This window comes from Capnocytophaga genosp. AHN8471, assembly GCF_016806945.1.
GTDB classification, from domain to species: domain Bacteria; phylum Bacteroidota; class Bacteroidia; order Flavobacteriales; family Flavobacteriaceae; genus Capnocytophaga; species Capnocytophaga periodontitidis.
The window spans coordinates 77117-100117 of record NZ_JAESPJ010000005.1 but is presented as its reverse complement, the minus strand read 5'-3'; the positions used below and the strand labels follow the sequence as shown (position 1 = coordinate 100117).

The following is a 23001-nucleotide window of genomic DNA, read 5'->3' as shown; positions in this document are numbered from 1 at the left end:
ACGAGTTACGAATGACAATTGTGTTAATTATTAATTGTTAATTGTCAATTGTTTAATATTTTTGTGTTTTATTCTAAAAATGAAACTGACAAATGAATAGAACGATAAAGCTCTTGCGAATCCTGTTGTTGTGGTATTTTCTTTCCTCTATTTTCTTAGGAGAAGGACTGTGGATGAAGCTTCAAGCGCAAGAAACTTTCCTTTTCCACCATCTCACACGCAATGAAGGTCTGTTGCACGACAACGTTACTTGCATTGCTCAGGATTCGTTGGGCTTTATTTGGTTAGGTACTCATAGAGGGCTCAACCGTTTCGACGGCTATACCCTTGATGCCTACAAGTACGAGCAAGACCCTATCAACTCGGTGTACTACAACCGTGTGTACAGCTTGCAACCTATGGGGCGTTACCTTTGGGTAGCTACCGAAGCAGGGGTAGCTTGTTTTGATATTCGGCTCAAACAGTTTGTCAATTTTAAAATAGACGACCCTCTTGATTTGGCTTTCTATACCAAAGTAAAACTTTTACAAAAAGGCACAAACAATGAACTTTGGCTTTTGAGCGAAAACCAAATTAGGCGTGCTAAGGTAGTGTGGAATCAGCGCGAAAAGGCACTTACGCTGAAAACATTGCCTATTGGCTCTGCCTCACAACTCACTACTTCGCAACTCAATCCGCAAATAGCAGTGAGTGAAAAAGGAGAAGTGTGGCTTTCGGGGTTCCCTTGGTTATCAGCTTACGTTCCTGATAAGGGCAGACTAAAAGCCCTCCCTGAAAAGGTAAACAACATAGGTTCGGGTATCGTAAAGATGCTCTATGCCGATGGCTACTTGTGGGTGATTTACCGAGATAGCTTAGTGAAGTACGCCTGTAAGCCCGATAACACCTATGCGATAGTTGCAAAAAAGGAATTTGAGCTGAACAAACATTTGCTTTCTCTTACACTGAGCGGGCAATACGTGTGGGTAGTGAATGAAGAAAGCATCTTTCAGTTGGATAAAAACAGTCTTTCTCTGCTGAAAGAACACAGTCACTCGCCTTTGAATCCGTATTCGGCAAGCAATCATATCAACAGTGTGTTCTTAGACAAGGACAGCAATTTGTGGGTATCGGCTTGGTCTAATGGTGTATCGTACAGCAGTACGCGCGATGCGTTCTTCAAGACGGTATGGATAAAACCCCAAAGCAAAGTGGGTTCGGAGTTTGTAAGCACGATGCACTACGACCCCGATGGCTTTGTGTATATAGGCAATAAGTTCGGCGGAGTGATTAGGTTTCACACCCAGAGTCAGCAGTTAGACGAGCACTATTGCAATGCTCCTGAGCTTTCGCCTAACGTCACGAGTATTCAGAGCGATAAAGCACACTTGTACGTATCGGTTCGCGAACGGGTATGGGTGATAGACAAGCAAAGCCGACGCATTATCGGTTCGTTTGCAACACAATGCAACGATTATATATTTGATATCAAGCTCGATACCTTTCACCGTTTGTGGATTACTACCTATTCAGGATTGGAGTGCTTTGAAGAGCAAAAAGGACAATGGCAAAACGTATACACTTTTACCGAAACAACGCCTGAACCTCGTAGGTTATCTACTAACAAGCTTCACAAAATATATGTGGATAAGGCTAAGAACGAACTGGTGATAACCTCGGTAATGGGCTTAAACAGATTGCAACTCAATGCCAAAGGCGAGGTAGTGCGTGTGCTCAAATATGCTGCCGACGCTAAAACCCCGCACAGCCTGAGTAGTAATTATCTTTGGGCAATTGATAAAGACAAAGATACTTATTGGATAGGTACTATGGGTAGCGGACTCAACAAGGTGGTTCTCACTGATAACGCTAATGGCAAACTCACTTATACTGCCGAACATTACGGCATAGAAGAAGGGGCAACCTCTAACGATATTGAAAGTGTGGAAGTAGATGCTTTTGGCAATGTGTGGTGTGGAGGCTTTTACTTGAGTTTCTTTGATACAAAGCAGAAGCGTTTTGCGGCTTTCAGCAACAACGATGGCTTGCAAGGGCACAGTTTCGGGACGGCTTCCTCTTGCAAAGATGCTGAGGGGAATCTGTACTTTGGGGGCTCACACGGCTTTAACTATTTCAAACCACAAGCGCAGATGTTTTCGTCAGCTCACCTAAGAGTACATTTTAGCAGGTTTGAAAACAACGGCAAGGTAGTCAATTCGTCTATAGAGTTTACCGATGCGCTTTCGATAGCGTACCCAAACAACGATTTTTCGGTGTACTTCACCACTTTGTCATACAATGCCCCTCAGCGGTTGCGCTACCGTTATAAATTAGAGGATTACGACACTGATTGGCATTATATAGCCGTGAATGCCCCTGCCCCACACGCTACTTACCAAAAGCTCCCTTATGGTACTTACAAACTATTAGTAGAGGTAGGCGATTGGCAACAGTGGAGCGGAGCGCAGACCGAGCTTACAGTGGTCTCCAAGCCTCCTTTTTGGCTTACGTGGTGGGCGTACACCCTCTATGCACTTGCCCTTGCAGGCTTGCTGTACGTATGTTTCAGGTACTTTATGCGATGGACGCAAATGAAGCATACCATAGCTGTACAAGAGGAAAAAGAGCGACATAAAGAAGAGCTAATGCAGATGAAAATGCAGTTCTTTACAGACGTCTCACACGAGTTCCGTACACCACTTACCCTAATGAGCCACGCAGTAACTGAAATGGAAGAGGAAATGCCTACCAATAAGTATGTGCATACCCTCAAGCGCAATACGGGTAAGCTCAGTAATATGGTGAACGAACTGCTTGAGATACACCGTATGGACGTGTATACACCTCAGCTAAAAGCCAATTACATTTCGGCAAACAGCTATGTGCAAGCCATTTACAACGAGTTTAAGGAGTGGGCAAGCAAAGTGGCTATAACCTTGCAATTAACACTACCTGAACAAGAAGTAAAGTTGTGGTTAGATGAGAAGTATTTTAGCAAGATACTTTCGAATATTCTTTCCAATGCTATTAGGTACTCCAATGCGGGAAGCACTATACGCTTATCGATTTCGGTAGAGAATTTGAGCGAGCTCACACCGCTCTACAAGAGCGCCTTTGAGAACACTGCGCATACCTTGCCAGGCAAACAGTTGGTGGTAAAAGTGCAAGATGAAGGCGTAGGGTTGGAGAAGAATGCCTTATCCGAAATCTTTGAACGCTTTCACCGTGTAGAGAGACAAGGACAAAAAAGAGTAGGTTCGGGCATCGGGCTTTCTTTGGTAAAATCATTAGTTGAAGCGCATCGCGGTGGGATTATCATTAGCAGTAAGCCCAATGTAGGTACGGAAGTCATCATTACCTTCCCTATGGACGATAGTTACTTATTGCCCGAACAGAAGTTGCAGGACAGTGCTTTTCAGCTGAAAGAATACTTATCGGACTATGCGGTTGAGTATGAACACATAGGCGAAGAAGAGGACGAAATGTTAAATTTGCCTCAAGAAGATAAACCTACCTTGCTTTTAGTAGACGACAATCACGAGGTACTGATGATACTCAAAAACATCTTTATCAAAGAGTACAACATCATTCTCGCCTCCGACGGCGAACAAGCGATTGAGAAGTGTAATCAGCATTTTCCTAATTTGGTCATATCGGATGTGATGATGCCTAAAATTGACGGATTTGAGCTCTGTGCTATCCTGAAAAAGAACCTGCAAACGTGCTTTATTCCTGTGATATTGCTCACCGCAAAATCACAAATAGAGTCGCAGATAGAAGGAATTGAGTTAGGTGCTGATGCCTATCTTACGAAACCTTTTGATGTAAAACTGCTCAAAACCAATGTGCGCAACTTGCTCAACAAGAGCAAACAGCACACTCCTATTGAGAATATCCGTCAGAAAGTGATTGATAAAAAACAACAAGAACAGTTAGACAAGCTCACTCATTTGGTTGTGACCAATATGCAAAACCCACATTTCTCGGTAGATAACCTCTGCCTTGAACTCGGTATGAACCGCACTAAGTTGTACAGCTTTGTCAAACAAGCTACCGAACTTACCTTGGCGAACTACATTCGCAAAATACGCTTAGACAAAGCTGCCGAACTGCTTAAAACTACCGATAAACTCATCAGTGAAGTGTGCTACGAAGTAGGAATTGATAGTCCGTCGTATTTCACAAGAGCTTTTAAAGAACAATTTGGGGTATCACCCTCAGAATTTATTTCAGGTAAGAGGTAAAAAGTTAACGGCTAAGAACTAATAACTAACGACTAAAAACATACAAATGAAAAGAATATTTGCTTTTATTACTTTGTGCAGTTCGCTATGGGCGAGTGCACAACAGCCCACTGAAATCACCCTACTACCCAATGAACAATGGTGGGGTGGCTTTACGGGCGTAGGCAAAGAGATGCCTTACCAACCATCGGAGCGCATTTACAACTTGCGCACCGAGAATTTTAACAACCAATCAGTGCCCTTTCTGTACTCTAATCAAGGGCGTTATATCGCTTCGGAAGCTCCTTTTGCTTACCAATTTAAAGACGGAAAGATACTTATCACTCCTTCACGGGCTGAGGTGAGTTGCCACACAGCAGGCTCTACCCTCAAAAGTGCCTATCAGGCAGTAAGTAAACAATATTTTCCGCCTTCAGGGGTAATCCCCCCCGAAGTGTTCTTTACCAAACCGCAATACAACACTTGGATAGAACTTATTTACAATCAGAACGAAAAAGACGTTTTAGCCTACGCCAAAGCCATTCTGGACAACGGAATGCCAACGGGAGTAATAATGATTGATGACAACTGGCAAAAAGACTATGGCGTATGGCAATTCCGCCCCGATAAGTTCCCTACACCTAAGGAAATGATAAACCAGCTCCACCAAATGGGCTTCAAAGTGATGGTATGGGTATGCCCATTTGTATCACCCGATAGCCAAGAGTACCGCTTTTTGCGCGACAAAGGCTATTTAGTGAAGAAAAAAGGAGCTGACACCCCTGCTATCCTCGATTGGTGGAATGGGCTCAGCGCTTGCTACGACCTCAGCAATCCCGAAGCCTTTGCTTACTTTGTGAATATGCTCAAAGACCTACAAAAAGAATACGGCATCGATGGATTTAAGTTTGATGCAGGTGACCCAGAGCGCTATTTGGCGGAAGATGTAGAGGTTTTCGACCAAAAATCTTACGATACTGAACAGACCTATCTCTGGGGTAAATTAGGTTTAGAATTCCCTTACAACGAGTTCCGCGCTTGCTGGAAATTAGGCGGACAGGCTTTGGTACAACGTTTGGGTGACAAGAGTTACTCTTGGGACGGTGTAGCCCGTTTAGTCCCCGATATGATAGCCGCAGGACTCAACGGTTATGCATTCGCCTGTCCCGATATGATAGGCGGAGGGGAATACGGCAGTTTCTTGAATGTAGACCCTACTAAGTTCAATCAGAAACTCATAGTGCGCTCTTGCCAAATACATTCGATGATGCCTATGATGCAATTTTCAGTAGCTCCTTGGCGTATTCTCTCGAAAGAAAATTTGGCTATCTGTATCAAATATGCCAAATGGCACGAACAATTAGGCGACTATATCATAGCCGAAGCTAAAAAATCGGCACAAACAGGAGAACCTATTGTGCGCAGTATGGAGTATGCTTTTCCTCATCAGGGTTTCGCTAATTGCAAAGACCAATATATGCTGGGCGATAAGTATTTAGTAGCCCCTGTAATGACCGAAAGCGATATTCGCACGGTAAAACTCCCTAAAGGCACTTGGCAAGACGAACAAGGCAAAAAGTACAAAGGAGGCAAAGCATACACCCTAAAAGTACCTTTGGAGCGATTGCCTTATTTTGTAAAGATTAAGTAATAAATTAACGTGAGTTCAATATAACAGAACATTGTTTTACAGCTTTGTAACATAATATATTCACAAAATAATTCACCGTCAGGTGAAAATTCGTGAGATAATAAAAAATAACGACTTTTATACACTCCCAATTTCGTGAAAATTCGTGTAATTCGTGGGAGATTAAAAATATTTTACTGATTGTCAAATAATTACTTAAGCCGAACTCACGTTAAATTATAATAGCAATCTGATAATCAATGGGGCTGTCCAAAAAATCTCAAAATCGCTTTTGTGTCGCTACACTTTGCCAAAGTTTCTTGCCCGTACGGCTCGTACCTTTGATAAGGTCTATAAATATGATAATCAATCACTTTTAGAGTATGTTGTGTAGGGGCGTTTTGCAAACGCCCCCTCTAGAAAAACTTTTTGGACACCTTCAAAAGATAACCTTATTAAAAATTCAATAATATGAAAAAATGCTTTTTAACGTTATGTACTTTATTAGCAGTGTCTATCTCTTGCCAAAGCAAAGAAGATGACGTTAACAATGGAGGAGGTACACAGTCACCTACCACTCAATCGCAAACTACCCAACCCTTACCTCCTAATACCCAATTCACTCAAATAGTGAATTACCAGCCTACTAATGAAATATTCTTAAACCCCGAACGAGGTTTTTTAACACACCAAGATCAAAAAAGTAATAGCTGGCAATTAAATGCCAATTGGGTAAAAGAAAAAAGAGAAAAAGAGGGACTTAGTCTTGTTCTCACCATCTATTATATGAATGAGTTTCGCGAGCAACCTATTTCAGAAAGCTTTCTAAATCGCATTCGCAATAATATGCGCGCCATTCGTGAAGGAGGTAGTAAGGTAGTGTTGCGCTTTGCCTATTCGTATGATCAAAACGACTACAACAATGGCAAAGGAGACGCTTCTTGGCAGTGGACAGAAAAACATCTCAATCAATTAGCCCCTATCATCAAAGAAAATGCTGATATCATAGCTGTATGGGAAGCAGGTTTTGTAGGAGTGTGGGGTGAATGGTATTACACGAATCACTACAACTTTGAGCCTGCCGATAACGCTCAAGCGTATGAACTGCGCAAGAAGGTATTAGCCAAAGAGTTGAGCATTTTACCTAAGGATAGAATGGTAAGTGTGCGTTACCCAAAAGCTAAACTCTACACTCAAAATATAGGCGTAGAGAACGCTCTAACGGCTCAAACAGCTTTCACCGGTAGTGACCTTTCTCGTATAGGCTTTCACAACGATTGTTTCCTCGCCGATGACGACGATACTGGCACCTATCACCACATACAAGAGCATCGCAAATATGTAGCCAATGAAACTCAATACGTAGTAATGGGGGGCGAAACCTGCCGTCCGGCATCAGGCTATTCTTCTTATGCCGAGTGTAGTAACGCACTAAAAGATATGGCTACCTACCATTGGAGCTACCTCAACCAAGACTATTATGAAGGGATTCTAAACCTTTGGAAAAACAAATGTATGGACGATATCAAAAGGCGTCTCGGTTATCGCTTTGTGCTTACTGAGGGAAAATTCAATGAAAATATCAAAGTAGGAGGAAAATTACAACTGCAATTGAAGATTAAAAATGAAGGTTTTGCAGCGCCTTTCAATCCGCGTGATGTACAGATAATCCTCACAAAAAAAGGAACTGGCGAAAAACATATTTTCAAAGTAAATACCGACCCTCGCCGTTGGGCAGCAGGCAGCACTACCGAAGTGGGGGCAGAGATAACCCTTCCTAAAAATCTTACCGCAGGAGAATACAACGTTTATCTCAACCTCCCCGACCCCTACAAGAGCCTATCCAATCGCCCTGAGTATAGTATCCGTTTAGCTAATAAAGAAGTATGGGAACCCTCAACAGGTTACAACAAGATTCACTCAATAAAAATTAAGAATTAGAAATTAGCAGTTAGAAATTAATAATTAGTCGTCAAACAAATCAGATTACTTCGGTTTGTTTGACGACTAATTTTCCAATTACCAAATTGGTTAATTGACAAATTATTTATACCTTTGCCAAAAAATAAGAAATATGAGGCACATACAATTCAATCAAGATATAACATTTGAACAATACCAAATGGCAGTACGTGTGTTAGAAGCCATAGTTTTAGATGTGCAGAAGAATGAAATACAATCTTTACCTTTAGAAGTAATACAAGGCATTGAAGAAGGTTGGCAAGAATTGCGTGAAGGAAAAGGAATCCCAAGCTCAGAAGTTCATCAAAAAGCAAGATTGTTATGTACCAGCAAGTATGTTCCCTTTTTTGATAATAGAGATAATCCTGAAAAACTAAAATTCTAAATCAATGAAAAAAATAATCATACTTTTTGCTATAACTGCAACTTTTAGCTCTTGTAGTTTCTTTTCTAATGCAGCCAAAGAAGCTGCCAATACTACCGAAGAAATCGCTAATAAAACCGCTACTAAAGCAGGCGAAATCGTAGGAAGTACAGCCCGTTCTTTCGGCGATGGTATAGGAGAAGGCATTGACAAATCAGGTAATTCAAGACTAAAACTTTCTGAAACTCTCACCCAACGCGGCTTAAAATTAGGTCATCACACCGTTAGTGATGAAAATGGTAATGATAATAAACTTTCTCTCTACCTCATTTTCGAAAAAGACTTTGAAGGTAGCGTAATGGTAAAAGTATTTAACAAACAAAACATAGAAATTGGGCGCGTAAAACAACAAATAAAAGGAAAAAAAGACGATGCCGCTTATTTTGACTTTGTATTCGACCCTCGTACTAATATCGACCCTAAATACACTATAATCATAGAATAAAACATTATCTCTTACCTCTTAGCTCTTACCTAAAAAAATGAATACTATAGATCAATATAACAAAGTAATTGAACAATGCCGCAGCCTCTTTATCAATAAAATGAAAGACTATGGCAGCGCGTGGCGTATATTGCGACTCCCCTCTCTCACCGACCAGATTTTCATCAAAGCACAACGCATTCGCGGATTGCAAGAAAACGCTGTACACAAAATAGACGAGGACGAAACTACCGAGTTTATAGGCATTATCAACTATGCTTTAATGGCACTCATTCAAATAGATAAAGGCATTGCCTCTCAACCCGACCTCAATGTTGAGGAAGCTACAGCCCTCTACGATGCCAAAGTAGTTGAAGCTCGCACCCTAATGGAAGCTAAAAACCACGATTACGGTGAAGTATGGCGTGAAATGCGTGTGAGTTCTCTCACCGATATTATCTTACAAAAACTCTTACGTGTAAAACAAATTGAAGACAACCAAGGTAAAACACTCGTAAGCGAAGGTATTGCAGCTAACTATCAAGATATAGTAAATTACGCTGTATTCGCCCTCATCCACCTCAATAATTATTAATTGTTAATTGTTAATTGTAAATATTATGCCATACACAATTACCATAACCAATGATAGCCCACAAGCCTTAGCCTATGTAGAAAAAGCTAAGAAACTTGATTTTGCAAAAGTAACCGAGATAAAAGAACCTGTTCTTGCCCAGCCTGATTTTGAAGAAGAAACGCAAGAACAGTACGAACTTATAATGGCACTTTCCAAAGAAACTAATAGAGCTATTGCACGCAAAATAAACAAAGAAAAAAAACTAAACCTACCCTTTAAAAACTAATACCAATGATAGTAATTGCTGATAGCAATATTTTCTATAGTGCATTAATAGCTCCTAATGGAGAAATAGCTAATATCTTGAGAGATAAGAATATGCAATTTATAGCTCCTGATTTTATCATCGACGAGGTAAAAGAACATTTGGATATTATAGAGGCAAGTAGGAAAAAAGATAAAACTAAGAAGAAAATATTAGCTGATTTAAACTATTTGTTAGAAAAAATTACTATTATCTCTTTAGATAAAATCGACAAAGAATATTTACAAGAAGCCTTTACTATTGTGAAAGATATAGATGAAGACGATTACCCCTTTATCGCCTTGCACCTACAAATAAAACACAAGATTTGGTCAAGAGACCAAGTTCTTATCAATGGGCTCACTGCTAAAGGTTATGGACATTTTTTCATAACTACTGAACAAATGAAAAAATATCTCTATAAAAAATAATAAGGAAATACAATATTATGCCTACAACAGCTACAATAACAACTACCCACAAAGCCAGTAACAGCAGAGGCTTAGGACTTATAATGCCTACTAAAAAGAAGACCGTATCTAAAAAGAAAAAAACAATAGAAGAATTAGCTGAAAGAGCTCAAGCTATCATTAGCAAGTACGATATCAAACCTTTTAACAGAAAAGAATTATATGGTAATTTGTGATACAAATATCATTAGCAAACTTCTATTTCGCGATCCTGAAGTAATGAAGCAAATCAATATAATAGGACTGAAAAATGTATATATCACTCCTATTGTATACATCGAAATCGTACATTGGCTTAGTGCTTTTAGAAAATTTACTCGTGAGGACAGAAAGGAAATCAAAGCCTTTATGGACTCTCTAAAAGTACTCCATATCAATAAAAGTATTTCTGAACTTTCTATTGATGTTATCAAAAAGGATAATAGTCTTGAATTCCCCGATATTTTTATCGGTGCAACAGGAGTATATTACAACTTGCCTGTATACACCCACAACCTTAAACACTTTAAACTTATTAAAGGTATCACCTTATACAAAGAACAATGAAATCTAAAATATCTGTAATAGGCGGCGGTAGCTGGGCAACTGCCCTTATCAAAATCCTTACTGCCAATATCGACCAAGTGTGTTGGTATATGCGCAATGAACAGGCTATTGAGCACATCAAAGCAACCAAACACAACCCTAACTACCTCAGCGACGTACACCTGAACATCAACAAGCTACACCTCACTAACGATATCAACGAGGCGGTAGCTTTTAGCGATTATATCGTCTTCTCTATCCCTTCAGCTTTCTTAAGCGATGAATTAGAAAAACTCACCGAACCGCTATCTAATAAAAATATTTTTTCTGCTATCAAAGGTATCGAACCTAAAAGCGGGCTCATAGTAGGTGATTATTTCAACAAAATACATCACGTGCCTTACGCACAGATAGGTATCATTGCAGGTCCTTGTCACGCCGAAGAGGTAGCCCTCGAACGCTTATCATACCTCACTATTGCTTGTCTCGATGAGGAAAAAGCACGCTTTATGGCTGAAGCAATGAAACGCCATTACGTGAAAACCAAAATATCCGACGATGTGGTAGGTATTGAATACGCTGCTATGCTCAAAAATATCTATGCCCTTGCTGCGGGTATTGCACACGGTTTGGGCTATGGCGATAACTTCCAAAGCGTGTTGATGAGCAACGCCATTCGCGAGATGCGACGTTATATCAAGCATATTTACAAAATCAAACGCAATATCAACAACTCCGCTTATCTCGGTGATTTACTTGTAACTGCCTACTCGCTTTTCAGTCGTAACCGTATGTTCGGCACGATGATTGGCAAAGGTTATACCGTAAAAAGTACAATGGCTGAAATGAATATGGTAGCCGAAGGTTATTACGCCACCAAAAGCGCTTATCTCATCAACAAAAATCAAGAAAAACCAAGCCGCACCCCCATACTCAATGCCGTCTACAAAGTGCTCTACGAAGGCAAAAGAGCGAGTATAGTGTTCTCAGAACTCACTGGAGAATTGGATTAGATAAATAGGTAAGAAGTAATGAAAAATGAAACTTATACACAATATAGTGAAGCGCAACTCAACAAAATAGGGAACACAGCAATCTATTTGAGTGAAAGAATACAACATTTATCAAAAACAAAATTTTTGAAGTTGTTGTATATTTTAGATGAGCTCTCTATCAAACAATCGGGAATTCCTTTCTTTAATTTGGATTATAAAGTATGGAAGTTCGGTCCCGTAGCCGAACCTATATTTATTGATTTATCATCAGAAATGACTCTGCTATCCCCTTTTATAAAATCCGATAAAAACGGATATCTTTCTGCTAAAAAATCATTCAACGACGATGAATTTTCTGATAATGATATAAATTTATTAGACGAAGTGATAGAGCGTTTTGGAAATCAATCTGCTAAACAATTAGTTACTTACACACATAATGAAGACTCGCTATGGAACAAAACTGCTAAAGAGCATAATGTTTTAGCTCTTTTAGAAAATGAAATGATTAACAGTACCAATCTTTATCTCAATTTAGCCGATTTGGTAGCAAACGACCCACGCAAAAAAGCTATTTATGAAGATTATATCGAACAGTTTTAAAAATGTTTACCGAAAGAACCATTATATATTTTACTCCTTTTTATTTTAAAAATGGTAATAAAGCTAAGAATAAATATTTCGTAGTATTAAAAAATATCAACAACAAAAGTATTCTTGCCTCTTTGCCTACAAGTAAGGATTACATCCCCGAAAAATTAATAATTGAACACGGTTGTATAGAATGTGAAAGTAGTAATTTCAATTGTTTTGTACTTTCTACTTCTACTGAAATTACTGAAGATGGAAAGCATTTTAGCGTACCAACTTTTCTATACGGACATCTATTAGACGAATACACTACTGATTTGTTAGAAGATTTATATCCTAACGAAACAAGTGATTATAAAATATGGGGAAAAATGAAAGTATCTTTATTCAATGAATTGATTGAATGTTTAAGAAACTCTAAATCAGTAAAAAGAAAATATAAAAAACTACTCCCATAATATTTGCTAATTAACTAATTTGCTAATTAACTTTATGTTCACAGGAATTATAGAAGAAATAGGTAAAATCGTACGAATAGAACGCAAACAAGCGAATCTGCATTTATACGTAAAAAGTTCGTTTACTAATGAACTAAAAATAGACCAAAGTGTTGCCCACAATGGGGTATGCCTCACCGTAGTAGCTATCGATGGCGATGTATACCGAGTAACCGCCATTGCCGAAACCCTTGCTAAAACCCACTTGGGCAGTTTGCAAGTAGGTGATGCAGTAAACTTAGAGCGCGGTATGCTCCTCAACACCCGTTTAGATGGACATATCGTACAAGGTCACATCGACCAAACAGGCACTTGTACTGCTATCCAAGAAGAAGCCGGTAGCACCCGTTTTACTTTTCAGTACGACCCTTCCACGGGTAATGTAGTGATTGAAAAAGGCTCTATCACTGTGAATGGCGTAAGCCTCACAGTAGTCGATGCCACTCGTGATAGTTTTAGCGTAGCAGTAATCCCTTATACTTTAGCGCATACCAATCTACAACATTTACAAATAGGTAGCATTGTAAATTTAGAATTCGATGTAATTGGTAAATATGTCGCCCGACTTATGCAACGATAAAATATAGATTTTGCCAGAGTTCAAAGACTTTGGCAATTTTTTTAGGTAAAAAATTTGGTTTATAAAATAAACTTAATTACCTTTGCCGCGTATTTGAACGTAAAAACCTTTTAGTATTATGGAATTACAGCCTTCCGATAGCTTGAAAATCATTCAAGAGATTATCCAGCAACGCAAACAAAAGTATGAAGCCAATGGCTTTTTCTTGCTCTTTTGGGGCGCACTCATCGCACTGTCAGGAATAGTGCAGTTTACAATGCTCATCAGCAATTTTTACCCTAAACAATCGGGAATGGTATGGGCAGTATTGATGCCTTTAGGCTTTGTTATTAACTTTGGAATCCTCTTGAGAAATAGAGGACAACACAGCAAAGCTTTTCTTTCTGCCGATTGGCTCGACTGGGCGTGGTGTGTGGCAGGAATAGTGGCATTGCTCAGTTTTTGTATGCCTTTTAGCTTGTGGAATCATTATGAAATTGCCCTGCTAACCATCTATTTTCCTTTTGCTTTTGTAGCTTTGGCAGTTGCCTTACATTTGAAAATGCGCCTTTGGGTCGCTACTTCTCTCATTGCCATCGTAATTATCTATACCGTTTTGTATTGTCAATATGGTGTGTATCTACCTTTACTCTCATCGGTATTAGCGTGTTTACTGTTTTTAATTCCTGGTGTTCAACTCTATATTCACCATAAAAAGCAACAAAATGTTTAGCGAACTCGACCCTATTTTGCACTCACAACTCCGCTTGGCAATAGTCTCTTTGTTAATATCGGAAGAAAAAGCCGATTTTGTGCGCATCAAAGAGGTTACTAAAGCTACATCGGGGAATATATCAGTGCAAATACAGAAGTTAGAAGCGGTAGGATATGTTACTGTAACCAAATCTATCAAGGACAATTATCCAAATACCGAACTTCAGCTTACCCACAAAGGGTTGCTTGCCTTTGAAAACTATGTAGAAGCCTTAAAAAGTTATCTCAAACTCTAAAAAATAACGATATGATGAAGTATTTAAATTTGTATTTAATGTGTTGGCTATTGTTCAGCGGAATAGCCACTGCACAAAGTACGGATGCACAAATCGCCTCCGTTTTAGCCACTGCTCACCAACAAAAGAGCGAGCAGCCTTTGCGTGACTTTTACGAAAAGAACGAAAAGCAACTTTCCGATTATTGGAAAGCCTATCTTTTGTATCGCAAAGCCTCTATGTTAGGCACTTATGGAAGTGTTAAGAATGAGGCACTTCGCCTACTTGACAAAGCCGATATAGAGAAAGCTGTTCAGTTATTGGAAAAGAAAACTGATAAAGATGCTGAGGACTGGGTGCTTTTAGCTCTCTGTGAAAGTTATGCTTTAAATTTTGTAGCTCCTAATGCCAATATGTACGAAAAAGCAATGAAAATTAGCAATGATTTAGACGAAGCGTTTTCGTTAGATAAAGCCAATCCTCGATTTTTCTTAGTGAAGGGTATACAAGATATGTACACCCCCGAAATGTATGGTGGACAGCGCAAAGCTGAAAATTATTTCCTGCAAGCCATCGCCCTATTCAGCAAAGCACCTAAGGATAGTCCCGTGAGTTGGGGCTATGAAGACACCTATCAGCTATTAGTGAGTTTCTATCTGAAGAAAGGAGAGAAAGAAAAAGCTAAAGAAACTGCTAACAAGGGGGCTACTCTTTTCCCTCAGAATCAGTTCTTCCAGAAGATTTTATAAGTCTCTTCCACAACAACGCACGCACTTCTTCTCGTAGAGTCTCTTTATCATCAAGAGTTTTGCCTTGGGTAGAAATAGGGGGTAGTACATCCACTCGCATTGTGCCTATACTGCCAGCAAAAAAGCGGAAAGGAAAGCGTTTTTTAGTGTCGTAGAACACCATTGGCACTATGGGTATTTGGCATTCTATCGCGATGCGAAAAGCTCCGTCCTTAAAACTATCGAGTACAATACTCTCATCATCGGGGACGCCCCCTTCAGGGAAAATACAAATGCTCAAACCTGCCTCTATGCGCTCCATCGCTTGAGTATAGACCTCCCTCCTACTCTGTGGACTCTTTCTATCTACCATTATCGCCACACGCTTGTAGAAATAACCAAATAAGGGTAGTTTAGAGAGTTCTTTCTTCCCTACAAACACAAAGGGGTTTTTACTGCAATACAACATTAGCATTATGTCCATCATACTGTAGTGATTGGCTACCAACATATAGCTATGGTGATCGTTAGGCACAGTGTACTCGCGTTTTACTTTAGGAAAGAAGCCCATACCGTACAATATAGGGGTTGCCCAGAGATGTCGCATCACCCAATACAAAGCGCGATACCACCTTTTATGAGCAGTAAGGACGAGTAATAGGGGCAAAAGAAGTAGTATAATAGAGGCTACAAGCACATAAAACCAAGACTTCCAAAGTAGCCAAAAAGTGTATTTCAAAAATTTCATTTTTCTTATCTTGAGAGGGCAAAGATAATAAAAACACCTATAGTAAAGTAACTATAGGTGTTTTTTTTGATGTATAGCGAGTATAAAAAACGCTTTACTTTTTAGTTTAATGGATTAAAATCAGTTTCACTTGCAGGAACATCAAACCACTCTAAATATTGATAATCAATAGTACAAGCCTCGGTAGTGCCATCTGCGGCGACTACTACATTGGCATTGGTACGACCACCTCCTTGAGCTACGGGTTTGAGAATGCCCCAACGACGTGCATCATAGAAAGAAGTCCCTTTAAGGAACAAGCCTATACGACGTTCTTTGCGGAGTTCTTCCAAAGCTTGTTCCTTGGTTAAGCCTGTACCTGCAACAGCTGCTAAGCCTGCATTTTGGTAAGTACGCACTGCATCTACAAGGGTTAAAGCCCCATCAATATCGTTGTCTTTTCTCAATTTTACCTCAGCAAGCATCAATTGGTTTTCTTCATAAGTACCTGCAAAAGGGAGTTCTACAACTCCTGCGGTAGTACTTGCATAATCACCACCATCTTTAAGTGCATAACGAGTACTTATACCATAACCACGATTTCGAGGATTGAAAAGAACGCTAGACCTTCTTACTACATTTCGAGTATAGCGATTATCTCCAGCTTTAAAATCTTGCACTAAACGCTCAGAAAGGTTTTCCCAACCTACAAGAATCCTATAAGGAGTCCAAGCGGTTTCACTTACAAAACACAAAGTAGTATTAGCCATAGAGCGCATTGTAAAGATCTTATCACCTTGTTGAATACCATTATTCACTAAAGTTTCTATTTGAGATAAATCAGTAGCTGTAAGGTCTGAAGCGTATTTGTTTACTAGAATGTTACGCGCTATATAGGTATTGATATTGCGGATAAACATTTGAGGAGTTATAATTCCTCCATTGCCTTCTTTAAACTGAGAGGGAATAAAAGCATCAATAAGACCACTATAAGTAGTGTCTCCCTCGGGAATAGTAGCTAAGATTGCTTTTGCTTCTTCAAAGATACGATTGGCTTCAGTGATTATTGCTTCGTGTGATTGGTAGTTATTGCTAAGCACATTGTATTCATTAGTAATCACTCCCTTTGCATAAAGAGAACCAATACGAGAGTAAGCAAAAGCTTTCCACCATAAGAACCATGCTTGATAAGTTTTTTTCTTTACTTCAGCATTATCTTTAAAAACTACTTCATTGTCATCAAGGAGTTTAAGAGCTAAGTTGCAATGTCCTAATACACCATACATAGCCATCCATTCATTATTGAAAGCATTTTCATTCCCATTTTCTCTGATATTTAATTGTTTCAACACTGCTCCCTGAGTTCTTTCTCCTAACAAAGAAGATTTGACAACAGTTCCATCAGGACGTGTAATAGTAAACATTAGGTTACTATAACAGAAACCAAAGTTAAGTGCAAAAGCAGTAGTGGAGTCTCCCATCAAATTATGAAGAGTAAGTGCAAACCAAGCGTAATAATTAACTCCTCCTTTCATTGGAGCATACACCCCTAAGGCAAATTTTTGGATACCTTCTTCCGTTCTAAGATTTTCCAAACCAGGCTCATTAGGATTCTGTAGTTTAAGTGAATCCTTACTACAAGCAGTAAAGAGTAAAGCTACTACAGCAATTATTGTATATATCTTTTTCATTGTATTTCGGTATTAAGAGTTAAAATCTAACATTAAGTGCCATTGTAACGGTACGCATATTAGGAAAAGTGTACAAATCGATACCACGATAGAGTGGTTCATTGAGTGATACCCCTACGGCTTCAGGGTCTAACCCTGAATAGTTAGTAAAGGTAAGCAAATTCCTTACTGAAGCAGTAAGTGTCAATCCTTTGATAAAGGTTTCTTTTAGGATATCGGTCATATCATAAGAAAGAGAGACGTTGCGCACTCTTACATACGAACCATCTTCTATAAAATAAGAAGTGGCTTGTCCCTTGTTATACAAAGATACATAATAGTTTGTATAGGGTAAATTCTTATCTACAGGTATAGGTGTATCAAGGTCACCGTGGGTTCTATTGAAATACATACGTTGTTTTGTACCATTGTAAATATCACCTCCTTTTGTCCAATCTACTTGCACAGAGAAGGTCAATTTTTTGGCAAAGGTAATATCATTAAAGAACGACATCGTAAAATCAGGGGTAGCATCACCCATTTTTTCCTGTTCAGTGCTAAATATTACTTCTTTGCTTTGTTTATTTACTACCATCCCATTTACCAATTGATAATTGTTCAAATCAGCATCAGCGATATAACGTTCACCTTTAGAATTAGTTTGAGTAAGTGAGCTGAGTGGCTTGTACCCAAAGAAAGTACCTACGCGTTCACCTTCATCGAGAGTACTTTGTCCCCCTCCTTGAATACCTACTACAATACGTTTGCCGTTAGAAATTTTATCGACTACTGTTTCTCCTTTGCTAAAGCGTGTGCTAAAAGTCCAATCTACTTTATCAGTGCTCAAGACTCCTAAATCCAAAGATGCTTGCAATCCATTGCTGGATAAGTCTATTGCATTGGTAGTAAGTTCTTGAGCTCCTAAAGAAGGTGGTGTTTCAATATTATAAATTGTTCCGAACGATTTACGATCCCAATACACTACATTCCCGCTGATACGATGAAACCAACCTTCTCCGAGACGAAATCCATAGTCTAAGCCTACTTCTAACTCCTTACTTTTTTGCACCTCCAATTCAGGGTTACGAGCCGTAGTAGGCAGGTAATAATATCCCTTATCGCCTAATTTACCATTAGAAAGAGTAATCAAACGGTCGTAAGCATCAGGTTGGATACCCGCTTCACCATAAGCCCCGCGAAGTTTCAATTCTGTAACTTTTTCTAATTTAAGTAAATCGGCTATACGGAAATACGCATCCGCACGAGGAAAAGTAAATGGTTTACCTCCTTCACCAAAAGCAGACGAAAAGTCGGAACGTACCCCTACGGATACTCCAAAAAGATTTGCGTAATCAAACTTTTGGTTCACCAAATAACCAAAAGTTACAAACTCTTGTTCAAGATCACTAGAGGTTGAAGTGTTGGCTGAGGAAATCGTAAAAGGAGGATTTACCCCATAACCTGAACCTGTAGCTGTAAGACGATAATAATTATCCTTACGCCAATCATAAGATAACTGAGTTGTAGATTGTATAGGTAATTTCCATTTTAAATCTCTTTGAAAATCAAGGCGTAAATAAGCACTTAATAAGGAATTTTGAAGGGTATGACGAATAAAACGTTCGGTAAGTTGACCATCTAAAGGAGAGATTCCTTTACCAGAAGTATTGGTGTTCTTTTGATTTTTAATAAATTCACTATTATCGTAACGAGTATGGTCATAACCATATTTGTAATCAAAGTCTAAGTTTTTGCTAAACTTGTAGTTAGCATTTATACTCTGTATTACACGATTATTTTCCGCTAAATTGCTTTGATTTTCATAAATATAAAAAGGCAATACTTCATTAGAGTCAGGATCGTAATGTACAGGAGATTTTCCTGCTGTATCTCTAAAGTGTAAATCTACATAAGCAGGAGTTCCTAAAGCACCGCCGACACCAGAGGTTATATAACTCCTACCATTTATTCCTCCTGCTGTATTTTTACTATTGATAAGCTGTGTATTAGAACGAAGTGTAAGTCCTTTAAATACTTCTACCCCTACATTGGCTGATAGATTTTTCTTTTTATAACTACCATTCACAGGGCTAGTTTGGTCTAACAAAGAAGCTCCTATGGCATAATCTACATTCCCAGCAGCCCCTGTAATATTTACAGAATGTTGGGTAGTATAAGCAGTTTTGTAGTACTGTTTTAAATGATCGTATGTTTTCTCTTTGTATGAATAAATATTAGCTGTTGTGTCCTTAATAGTAGGATCTGGTTTTGTCCAATATCCTGTTTCAGGATCTACTGTTATACGTGCTTTGTGAGCATCTATAATATAACCCTCTTTATCAGTTTTATAAGGATGTTTTTGTGCAAACGAAAGATTTCCTGTAAGAGCTTCATCTACACTGAGAGAAGAATTATAAGTTATTTCTGTGCGTTCTCCTTTTTTACCCTTTTTGGTAAAGATCTGGATTACCCCATTAGCCCCTTGTGCTCCATAGATAGTAGCGGCGGCGGCACCTTGTATTACCTCTACGCGTTCTACATTAGAAAGGTCTAAATCGGCTAAACGAGAAGACACAGAACTACTACCCGTAGTCCCTAAAGAATAACTATTGGTATTTACTTCTACTCCATCTACAATCACCATCGGTTGGGTAGTACTCAAAGAGTTGATACCACGCAAGATGATATTAGCTTGCTGCCCTGGTTGCCCTGAGGTTGACTGGATTTGTGCTCCGGCAATTTTACCACTAAGAGCATCATCAATACTCTTTACAGGTGTACGTTTGAGGCTTTTCTCAGAAACGGCATCTACTGAAATCGCTACTTTGCGCTTATCGGTAGCTACCCCTACACCAGTAACTACTACTTCTCCAAGCTCTTGAGCTTCTTCACGTAGTATTACATCAATGTTGTTAGCTTTGCCTACCACTTTCTCTACAGTCTTCATCCCTATTTGTGAGAAGACTAACACTGCTTTGTTGTTAGGCACTTTAATTCTGTAATTCCCATCGAAATCGGTGGCTACCCCGTGCGAAGAACCCTTAATCATTACTGATACAACGTTCAAGGGCAAACCGGCATCGTCTTTCACGACCCCTGTAATCGTCCTTTCTTGTGCAGTAGCGACTGCTGAAAAGAAAAGAACGAATAAAAACACGTAAAATAGTTTTTTCTTCATCGCTATTAATTTTAGTTTAACACCGCAAAGTTATAGAATAATTTTACAAGAATCCAAATACTATCAGATTTTTTTTCTACAGACTTAAATATTTCTCAGTGAAACTATTTTTTTGAACAAATCGCAATATTTCAGTTAAGAATTTATCATATTCTCAATAAAATAGACTTTTTAATAAAAATATCTCATTTTTCATCTTAATTTTTTACCTATATTACAACATTGCTAAAAATTGTATTAAGTCTCTTATTTTCAATAATATAAATAACACATATACTGTTATAAGTATTTTTTATAACCAAGAAAATCAATACTCTTTTCTTCAAATTTTAACTATATTTAACATCTGCATAAACGTAAAAAATCTCTCGTTGCAAAGCTATTTTACAACGAGAGACCTCTATTTTATTGAAAATAATTCGTTAAAAAACGAAATCTATTATGAAAATCCTAACCATAATCCCCAAGGAATTCTGGAAAGTAATAGCACTAAAGCTATACCGTAGAACAAGGCTATTTTGCCAAACATCTGGCGCACCTCAGTCTGCTTTTTGAGTTTTACCCAACCAACAGTGATGAGCGCTATGGCAATGATATTCATCAAAGGGTGTTCTAACAACAGAAGGCGCAATAAGGAATCTTTCATTACTATCTTAGCCCCCTCACCCCACATCTGCAAACGAGGTGTTGTTACATATAGTAACAAACCTAATAACATTTGTATATGTGAGAAAACAAGTGCAAACAAACTTAAACGGAGATCTTTTACCTCAAAGTATTTTTTATTCTTGAAATAACCGATAAGTGCATTAACTACCGCCGCAATAAGCACAGCTAATACTATATAGGCAGTGAATGAGTGTAATTGTTTAATTAGTTGATACATAAAGCTTTCTTTTAAATTTAGGGCGCAAAAATACAAATCTTTTCCAAATATAGTGATATATTGGTCTATTTTTTGTAATTTTGCGCTGAAATACAGTGATTAGCAACTTTTTTGCTTTTCACTCTTAAATTTTCACTATAATGACAGACCAAGTATTTGCCCTACACGTGGCAACCCGCAACAATCTTTTAACTTATTTGGAGAACCTAACTCCTGAACAATTAGCGCAAATCCCTAATGGATTTCACAATAATATCTGGTGGAACATCGCTCACTGTGTAGCACAACAACAAATACTCTGCTACAAACTATCAGGACTCAATTTCGTTGTACCCGAAACTTTTGTAGATACTTACAAAAAAGGCACTTATCCCGATGGGCATATCCCTACCGCTGACGAAATTCAAGAATTGCGCAGCCTGCTCATCAGTACCCAAAAACAACTGCAAGCCGACTACGAGCGCGGAGTATTCTCTAACTTTACCCCTTATACTACCAGCTATGGCTATGCGCTCACTTGTATAGAAGATGCAATACATTTCAACAACACTCACGAGGGTATGCACCTTGGGGTGGTAATTGCTTTAAACTACTTTGCTAAATGATAGAAGATAAAACGCCACACCGCACCTCATTAGCCGATTTAGGTGAATTTGGACTCATCGACCGCCTAACAGAAGGGTTTGAAATCCACAATCCTTCCACTCTCAAAGGCGTAGGTGACGATGCCGCGGTAATGGATTTTAAAGATAAAAAAACAGTTGTCTCTACCGACCTGCTCATTGAGGGGGTGCATTTTGACCTTAGCTATGTACCGCTGAAACACTTGGGTTACAAAGCGGTATCGGTGAATGTATCCGATATTTATGCAATGAATGCCACCGCTACCCAAATAACGGTATCAATAGCAGTATCTAATCGCTTTCCGTTGGAAGCCTTAGAAGAACTCTATGCGGGCATTCGCTTAGCGTGTGATCGTTACAAAGTGGACTTGGTAGGGGGCGACACGACTTCCTCTACACGCGGACTTATCATCTCAGTAACGGCAATAGGTGAAGCGAATGAAGAGGACTTGGTATACCGCAACGGGGCACATCCTAACGACCTTATAGTGCTCACAGGCGATATAGGGGGTGCGTATATGGGTTTGCAGATATTGGAACGCGAAAAGGCGGTCTTTCAGGTAAATCCAAACTCTCAACCCGATATAGAGATGTATTCCTACATTCTGGAACGCCAGCTCAAACCCGAAGCCCGCAAGGACATTCCGCCACTGCTCAAACAATTAGGCGTAAAACCTACTGCAATGATGGATGTGAGCGATGGCTTATCGTCAGAGCTCTTGCACATTTGCAAACAATCGGGGGTAGGTTGTAGGTTATATGAAGATAAAATACCTCTTGACCCACAAGTAATTAGCACTTGTGAGGAGTTCAATTTAGATAGCACTACCATAGCCCTAAGTGGCGGTGAAGACTACGAACTACTCTTTACTATTGCCCAAGCCGATTACGACAAAATTAAAGGAAACCCCAATTTTAGCGTAATAGGTTACATTACTGATAAAGGGGAAGGCGTAAACCTCGTCACTCGTGCAGGACAGTTCATCCCAATCATAGCGAGAGGGTGGAACGCGCTAAACAATAAATAATGATTAATGGTT

Annotated in this window: 23 protein-coding genes; 19 read left to right on the top strand and 4 right to left on the bottom strand. The window is 39.1% G+C overall.

The window, feature by feature from the left end; genetic code table 11:
• The first annotated feature begins 92 nt into the window (after positions 1-92).
• The 17 genes from JMN12_RS01615 (at position 93) to JMN12_RS01535 (ending at position 14898) form a co-directional block, all read left to right on the top strand.
• Entirely contained in the window at positions 93-4223 is a 4131-nt protein-coding gene (locus JMN12_RS01615; protein WP_203080395.1) for a response regulator, read from the top strand.
• Positions 4224-4269: 46 nt separating this feature from the next.
• Positions 4270-5853 (top strand): glycoside hydrolase family 31 protein, encoded by a 1584-nt coding sequence (locus tag JMN12_RS01610; protein ID WP_203080396.1) that lies wholly within the window; start codon positions 4270-4272, stop codon positions 5851-5853.
• 450 nt (positions 5854-6303) lie between these two features.
• Positions 6304-7773 (top strand): DUF4832 domain-containing protein, encoded by a 1470-nt coding sequence (locus JMN12_RS01605; RefSeq protein ID WP_203080397.1) that lies wholly within the window; start codon positions 6304-6306, stop codon positions 7771-7773.
• 133 nt (positions 7774-7906) lie between these two features.
• On the top strand, positions 7907-8179 hold the full coding sequence (locus JMN12_RS01600) for a hypothetical protein (RefSeq protein WP_203080398.1): 273 nt from the start codon (positions 7907-7909) through the stop codon (positions 8177-8179).
• Positions 8180-8183: 4 nt separating this feature from the next.
• Complete coding sequence (locus JMN12_RS01595) at positions 8184-8663, top strand: hypothetical protein (RefSeq protein WP_088593815.1); 480 nt, start codon at positions 8184-8186, stop codon at positions 8661-8663.
• Positions 8664-8700: 37 nt separating this feature from the next.
• Positions 8701-9237 carry a DUF1599 domain-containing protein gene (locus JMN12_RS01590; protein ID WP_088593814.1) on the top strand — a complete coding sequence of 179 codons (537 nt, stop codon included), beginning with the start codon at positions 8701-8703 and terminating at the stop codon, positions 9235-9237.
• Positions 9238-9262: 25 nt separating this feature from the next.
• Positions 9263-9505, top strand: coding sequence for a hypothetical protein (locus tag JMN12_RS01585; protein ID WP_088593813.1), 243 nt, complete (start codon positions 9263-9265; stop codon positions 9503-9505).
• 5 nt (positions 9506-9510) lie between these two features.
• The gene (locus JMN12_RS01580; RefSeq protein ID WP_088593812.1) at positions 9511-9954 is read left to right on the top strand and encodes a PIN domain-containing protein; all 444 of its coding nucleotides are present in this window, start codon (positions 9511-9513) and stop codon (positions 9952-9954) included.
• Between the two features lie 17 nt (positions 9955-9971).
• The gene (locus JMN12_RS01575) at positions 9972-10169 is read left to right on the top strand and encodes a hypothetical protein (RefSeq protein WP_088593811.1); all 198 of its coding nucleotides are present in this window, start codon (positions 9972-9974) and stop codon (positions 10167-10169) included.
• The gene (locus JMN12_RS01570; RefSeq protein ID WP_088593810.1) at positions 10156-10539 is read left to right on the top strand and encodes a type II toxin-antitoxin system VapC family toxin; all 384 of its coding nucleotides are present in this window, start codon (positions 10156-10158) and stop codon (positions 10537-10539) included. The genes JMN12_RS01575 and JMN12_RS01570 overlap by 14 nt, the downstream gene beginning before the upstream one ends.
• Complete coding sequence (locus JMN12_RS01565; RefSeq protein WP_088593809.1) at positions 10536-11531, top strand: NAD(P)H-dependent glycerol-3-phosphate dehydrogenase; 996 nt, start codon at positions 10536-10538, stop codon at positions 11529-11531. The genes JMN12_RS01570 and JMN12_RS01565 overlap by 4 nt, the downstream gene beginning before the upstream one ends.
• Positions 11532-11549: 18 nt before the next feature.
• Positions 11550-12116 (top strand): Panacea domain-containing protein, encoded by a 567-nt coding sequence (locus JMN12_RS01560; protein ID WP_088593808.1) that lies wholly within the window; start codon positions 11550-11552, stop codon positions 12114-12116.
• A gap of 2 nt (positions 12117-12118) precedes the next feature.
• On the top strand, positions 12119-12562 hold the full coding sequence (locus JMN12_RS01555; protein ID WP_088593807.1) for a hypothetical protein: 444 nt from the start codon (positions 12119-12121) through the stop codon (positions 12560-12562).
• A gap of 34 nt (positions 12563-12596) precedes the next feature.
• Positions 12597-13181: a riboflavin synthase gene (locus JMN12_RS01550; RefSeq protein ID WP_203136447.1), complete on the top strand. Its 585-nt coding sequence runs from the start codon at positions 12597-12599 to the stop codon at positions 13179-13181.
• A gap of 118 nt (positions 13182-13299) precedes the next feature.
• Entirely contained in the window at positions 13300-13893 is a 594-nt protein-coding gene (locus JMN12_RS01545) for a hypothetical protein (protein WP_203136446.1), read from the top strand.
• Positions 13886-14170, top strand: a complete 285-nt coding sequence (locus JMN12_RS01540; protein ID WP_009412478.1) for a winged helix-turn-helix domain-containing protein — start codon at positions 13886-13888, stop codon at positions 14168-14170. Before JMN12_RS01545 ends, JMN12_RS01540 begins: the two co-directional genes overlap by 8 nt.
• Before the next feature lie 11 nt (positions 14171-14181).
• Positions 14182-14898: a hypothetical protein gene (locus JMN12_RS01535; RefSeq protein WP_203136443.1), complete on the top strand. Its 717-nt coding sequence runs from the start codon at positions 14182-14184 to the stop codon at positions 14896-14898.
• Here JMN12_RS01535 and JMN12_RS01530 read toward each other — a convergent pair.
• The 4 genes from JMN12_RS01530 to JMN12_RS01515 all read right to left on the bottom strand — a co-directional run bounded on the left by JMN12_RS01530 (position 14855) and on the right by JMN12_RS01515 (position 21338).
• A complete protein-coding gene (locus tag JMN12_RS01530; protein WP_203136441.1) occupies positions 14855-15625 on the bottom strand; it encodes a lysophospholipid acyltransferase family protein in 771 nt (256 codons plus the stop codon). The two genes, JMN12_RS01535 and JMN12_RS01530, sit on opposite strands and share 44 nt — an antisense overlap.
• A 101-nt stretch (positions 15626-15726) precedes the next feature.
• On the bottom strand, positions 15727-17295 hold the full coding sequence (locus JMN12_RS01525) for a RagB/SusD family nutrient uptake outer membrane protein (protein ID WP_088593802.1): 1569 nt from the start codon (positions 17293-17295) through the stop codon (positions 15727-15729).
• A 19-nt stretch (positions 17296-17314) separates the two neighbouring features.
• On the bottom strand, positions 17315-20452 hold the full coding sequence (locus tag JMN12_RS01520; RefSeq protein WP_088593801.1) for a SusC/RagA family TonB-linked outer membrane protein: 3138 nt from the start codon (positions 20450-20452) through the stop codon (positions 17315-17317).
• Between the two features lie 439 nt (positions 20453-20891).
• Positions 20892-21338 carry a hypothetical protein gene (locus JMN12_RS01515; protein WP_088593800.1) on the bottom strand — a complete coding sequence of 149 codons (447 nt, stop codon included), beginning with the start codon at positions 21336-21338 and terminating at the stop codon, positions 20892-20894.
• A 140-nt stretch (positions 21339-21478) separates the two neighbouring features.
• Between JMN12_RS01515 and JMN12_RS01510 the strand changes: the two genes are divergently transcribed.
• Complete coding sequence (locus JMN12_RS01510; protein WP_009412471.1) at positions 21479-21943, top strand: DinB family protein; 465 nt, start codon at positions 21479-21481, stop codon at positions 21941-21943.
• On the top strand, positions 21940-22989 hold the full coding sequence (thiL, locus tag JMN12_RS01505; protein WP_203136439.1) for a thiamine-phosphate kinase: 1050 nt from the start codon (positions 21940-21942) through the stop codon (positions 22987-22989). The genes JMN12_RS01510 and thiL overlap by 4 nt, the downstream gene beginning before the upstream one ends.
• The last annotated feature ends 12 nt before the right edge of the window (positions 22990-23001 follow it).

What these genes read in the sequence shown, in the direction of transcription:
- JMN12_RS01615 (WP_203080395.1), top strand. Translation starts at nt 93, where the DNA reads ATGAATAGAACGATAAAGCTCTTGCGAATCCTGTTGTTGTGGTATTTT.
- JMN12_RS01610 (WP_203080396.1), top strand. Translation starts at nt 4,270, where the DNA reads ATGAAAAGAATATTTGCTTTTATTACTTTGTGCAGTTCGCTATGGGCG.
- JMN12_RS01605 (WP_203080397.1), top strand. Translation starts at nt 6,304, where the DNA reads ATGAAAAAATGCTTTTTAACGTTATGTACTTTATTAGCAGTGTCTATC.
- JMN12_RS01600 (WP_203080398.1), top strand. Translation starts at nt 7,907, where the DNA reads ATGAGGCACATACAATTCAATCAAGATATAACATTTGAACAATACCAA.
- JMN12_RS01595 (WP_088593815.1), top strand. Translation starts at nt 8,184, where the DNA reads ATGAAAAAAATAATCATACTTTTTGCTATAACTGCAACTTTTAGCTCT.
- JMN12_RS01590 (WP_088593814.1), top strand. Translation starts at nt 8,701, where the DNA reads ATGAATACTATAGATCAATATAACAAAGTAATTGAACAATGCCGCAGC.
- JMN12_RS01585 (WP_088593813.1), top strand. Translation starts at nt 9,263, where the DNA reads ATGCCATACACAATTACCATAACCAATGATAGCCCACAAGCCTTAGCC.
- JMN12_RS01580 (WP_088593812.1), top strand. Translation starts at nt 9,511, where the DNA reads ATGATAGTAATTGCTGATAGCAATATTTTCTATAGTGCATTAATAGCT.
- JMN12_RS01575 (WP_088593811.1), top strand. Translation starts at nt 9,972, where the DNA reads ATGCCTACAACAGCTACAATAACAACTACCCACAAAGCCAGTAACAGC.
- JMN12_RS01570 (WP_088593810.1), top strand. Translation starts at nt 10,156, where the DNA reads ATGGTAATTTGTGATACAAATATCATTAGCAAACTTCTATTTCGCGAT.
- JMN12_RS01565 (WP_088593809.1), top strand. Translation starts at nt 10,536, where the DNA reads ATGAAATCTAAAATATCTGTAATAGGCGGCGGTAGCTGGGCAACTGCC.
- JMN12_RS01560 (WP_088593808.1), top strand. Translation starts at nt 11,550, where the DNA reads ATGAAAAATGAAACTTATACACAATATAGTGAAGCGCAACTCAACAAA.
- JMN12_RS01555 (WP_088593807.1), top strand. Translation starts at nt 12,119, where the DNA reads ATGTTTACCGAAAGAACCATTATATATTTTACTCCTTTTTATTTTAAA.
- JMN12_RS01550 (WP_203136447.1), top strand. Translation starts at nt 12,597, where the DNA reads ATGTTCACAGGAATTATAGAAGAAATAGGTAAAATCGTACGAATAGAA.
- JMN12_RS01545 (WP_203136446.1), top strand. Translation starts at nt 13,300, where the DNA reads ATGGAATTACAGCCTTCCGATAGCTTGAAAATCATTCAAGAGATTATC.
- JMN12_RS01540 (WP_009412478.1), top strand. Translation starts at nt 13,886, where the DNA reads ATGTTTAGCGAACTCGACCCTATTTTGCACTCACAACTCCGCTTGGCA.
- JMN12_RS01535 (WP_203136443.1), top strand. Translation starts at nt 14,182, where the DNA reads ATGATGAAGTATTTAAATTTGTATTTAATGTGTTGGCTATTGTTCAGC.
- JMN12_RS01530 (WP_203136441.1), bottom strand. Translation starts at nt 15,625, where the DNA reads ATGAAATTTTTGAAATACACTTTTTGGCTACTTTGGAAGTCTTGGTTT.
- JMN12_RS01525 (WP_088593802.1), bottom strand. Translation starts at nt 17,295, where the DNA reads ATGAAAAAGATATATACAATAATTGCTGTAGTAGCTTTACTCTTTACT.
- JMN12_RS01520 (WP_088593801.1), bottom strand. Translation starts at nt 20,452, where the DNA reads ATGAAGAAAAAACTATTTTACGTGTTTTTATTCGTTCTTTTCTTTTCA.
- JMN12_RS01515 (WP_088593800.1), bottom strand. Translation starts at nt 21,338, where the DNA reads ATGTATCAACTAATTAAACAATTACACTCATTCACTGCCTATATAGTA.
- JMN12_RS01510 (WP_009412471.1), top strand. Translation starts at nt 21,479, where the DNA reads ATGACAGACCAAGTATTTGCCCTACACGTGGCAACCCGCAACAATCTT.
- thiL (WP_203136439.1), top strand. Translation starts at nt 21,940, where the DNA reads ATGATAGAAGATAAAACGCCACACCGCACCTCATTAGCCGATTTAGGT.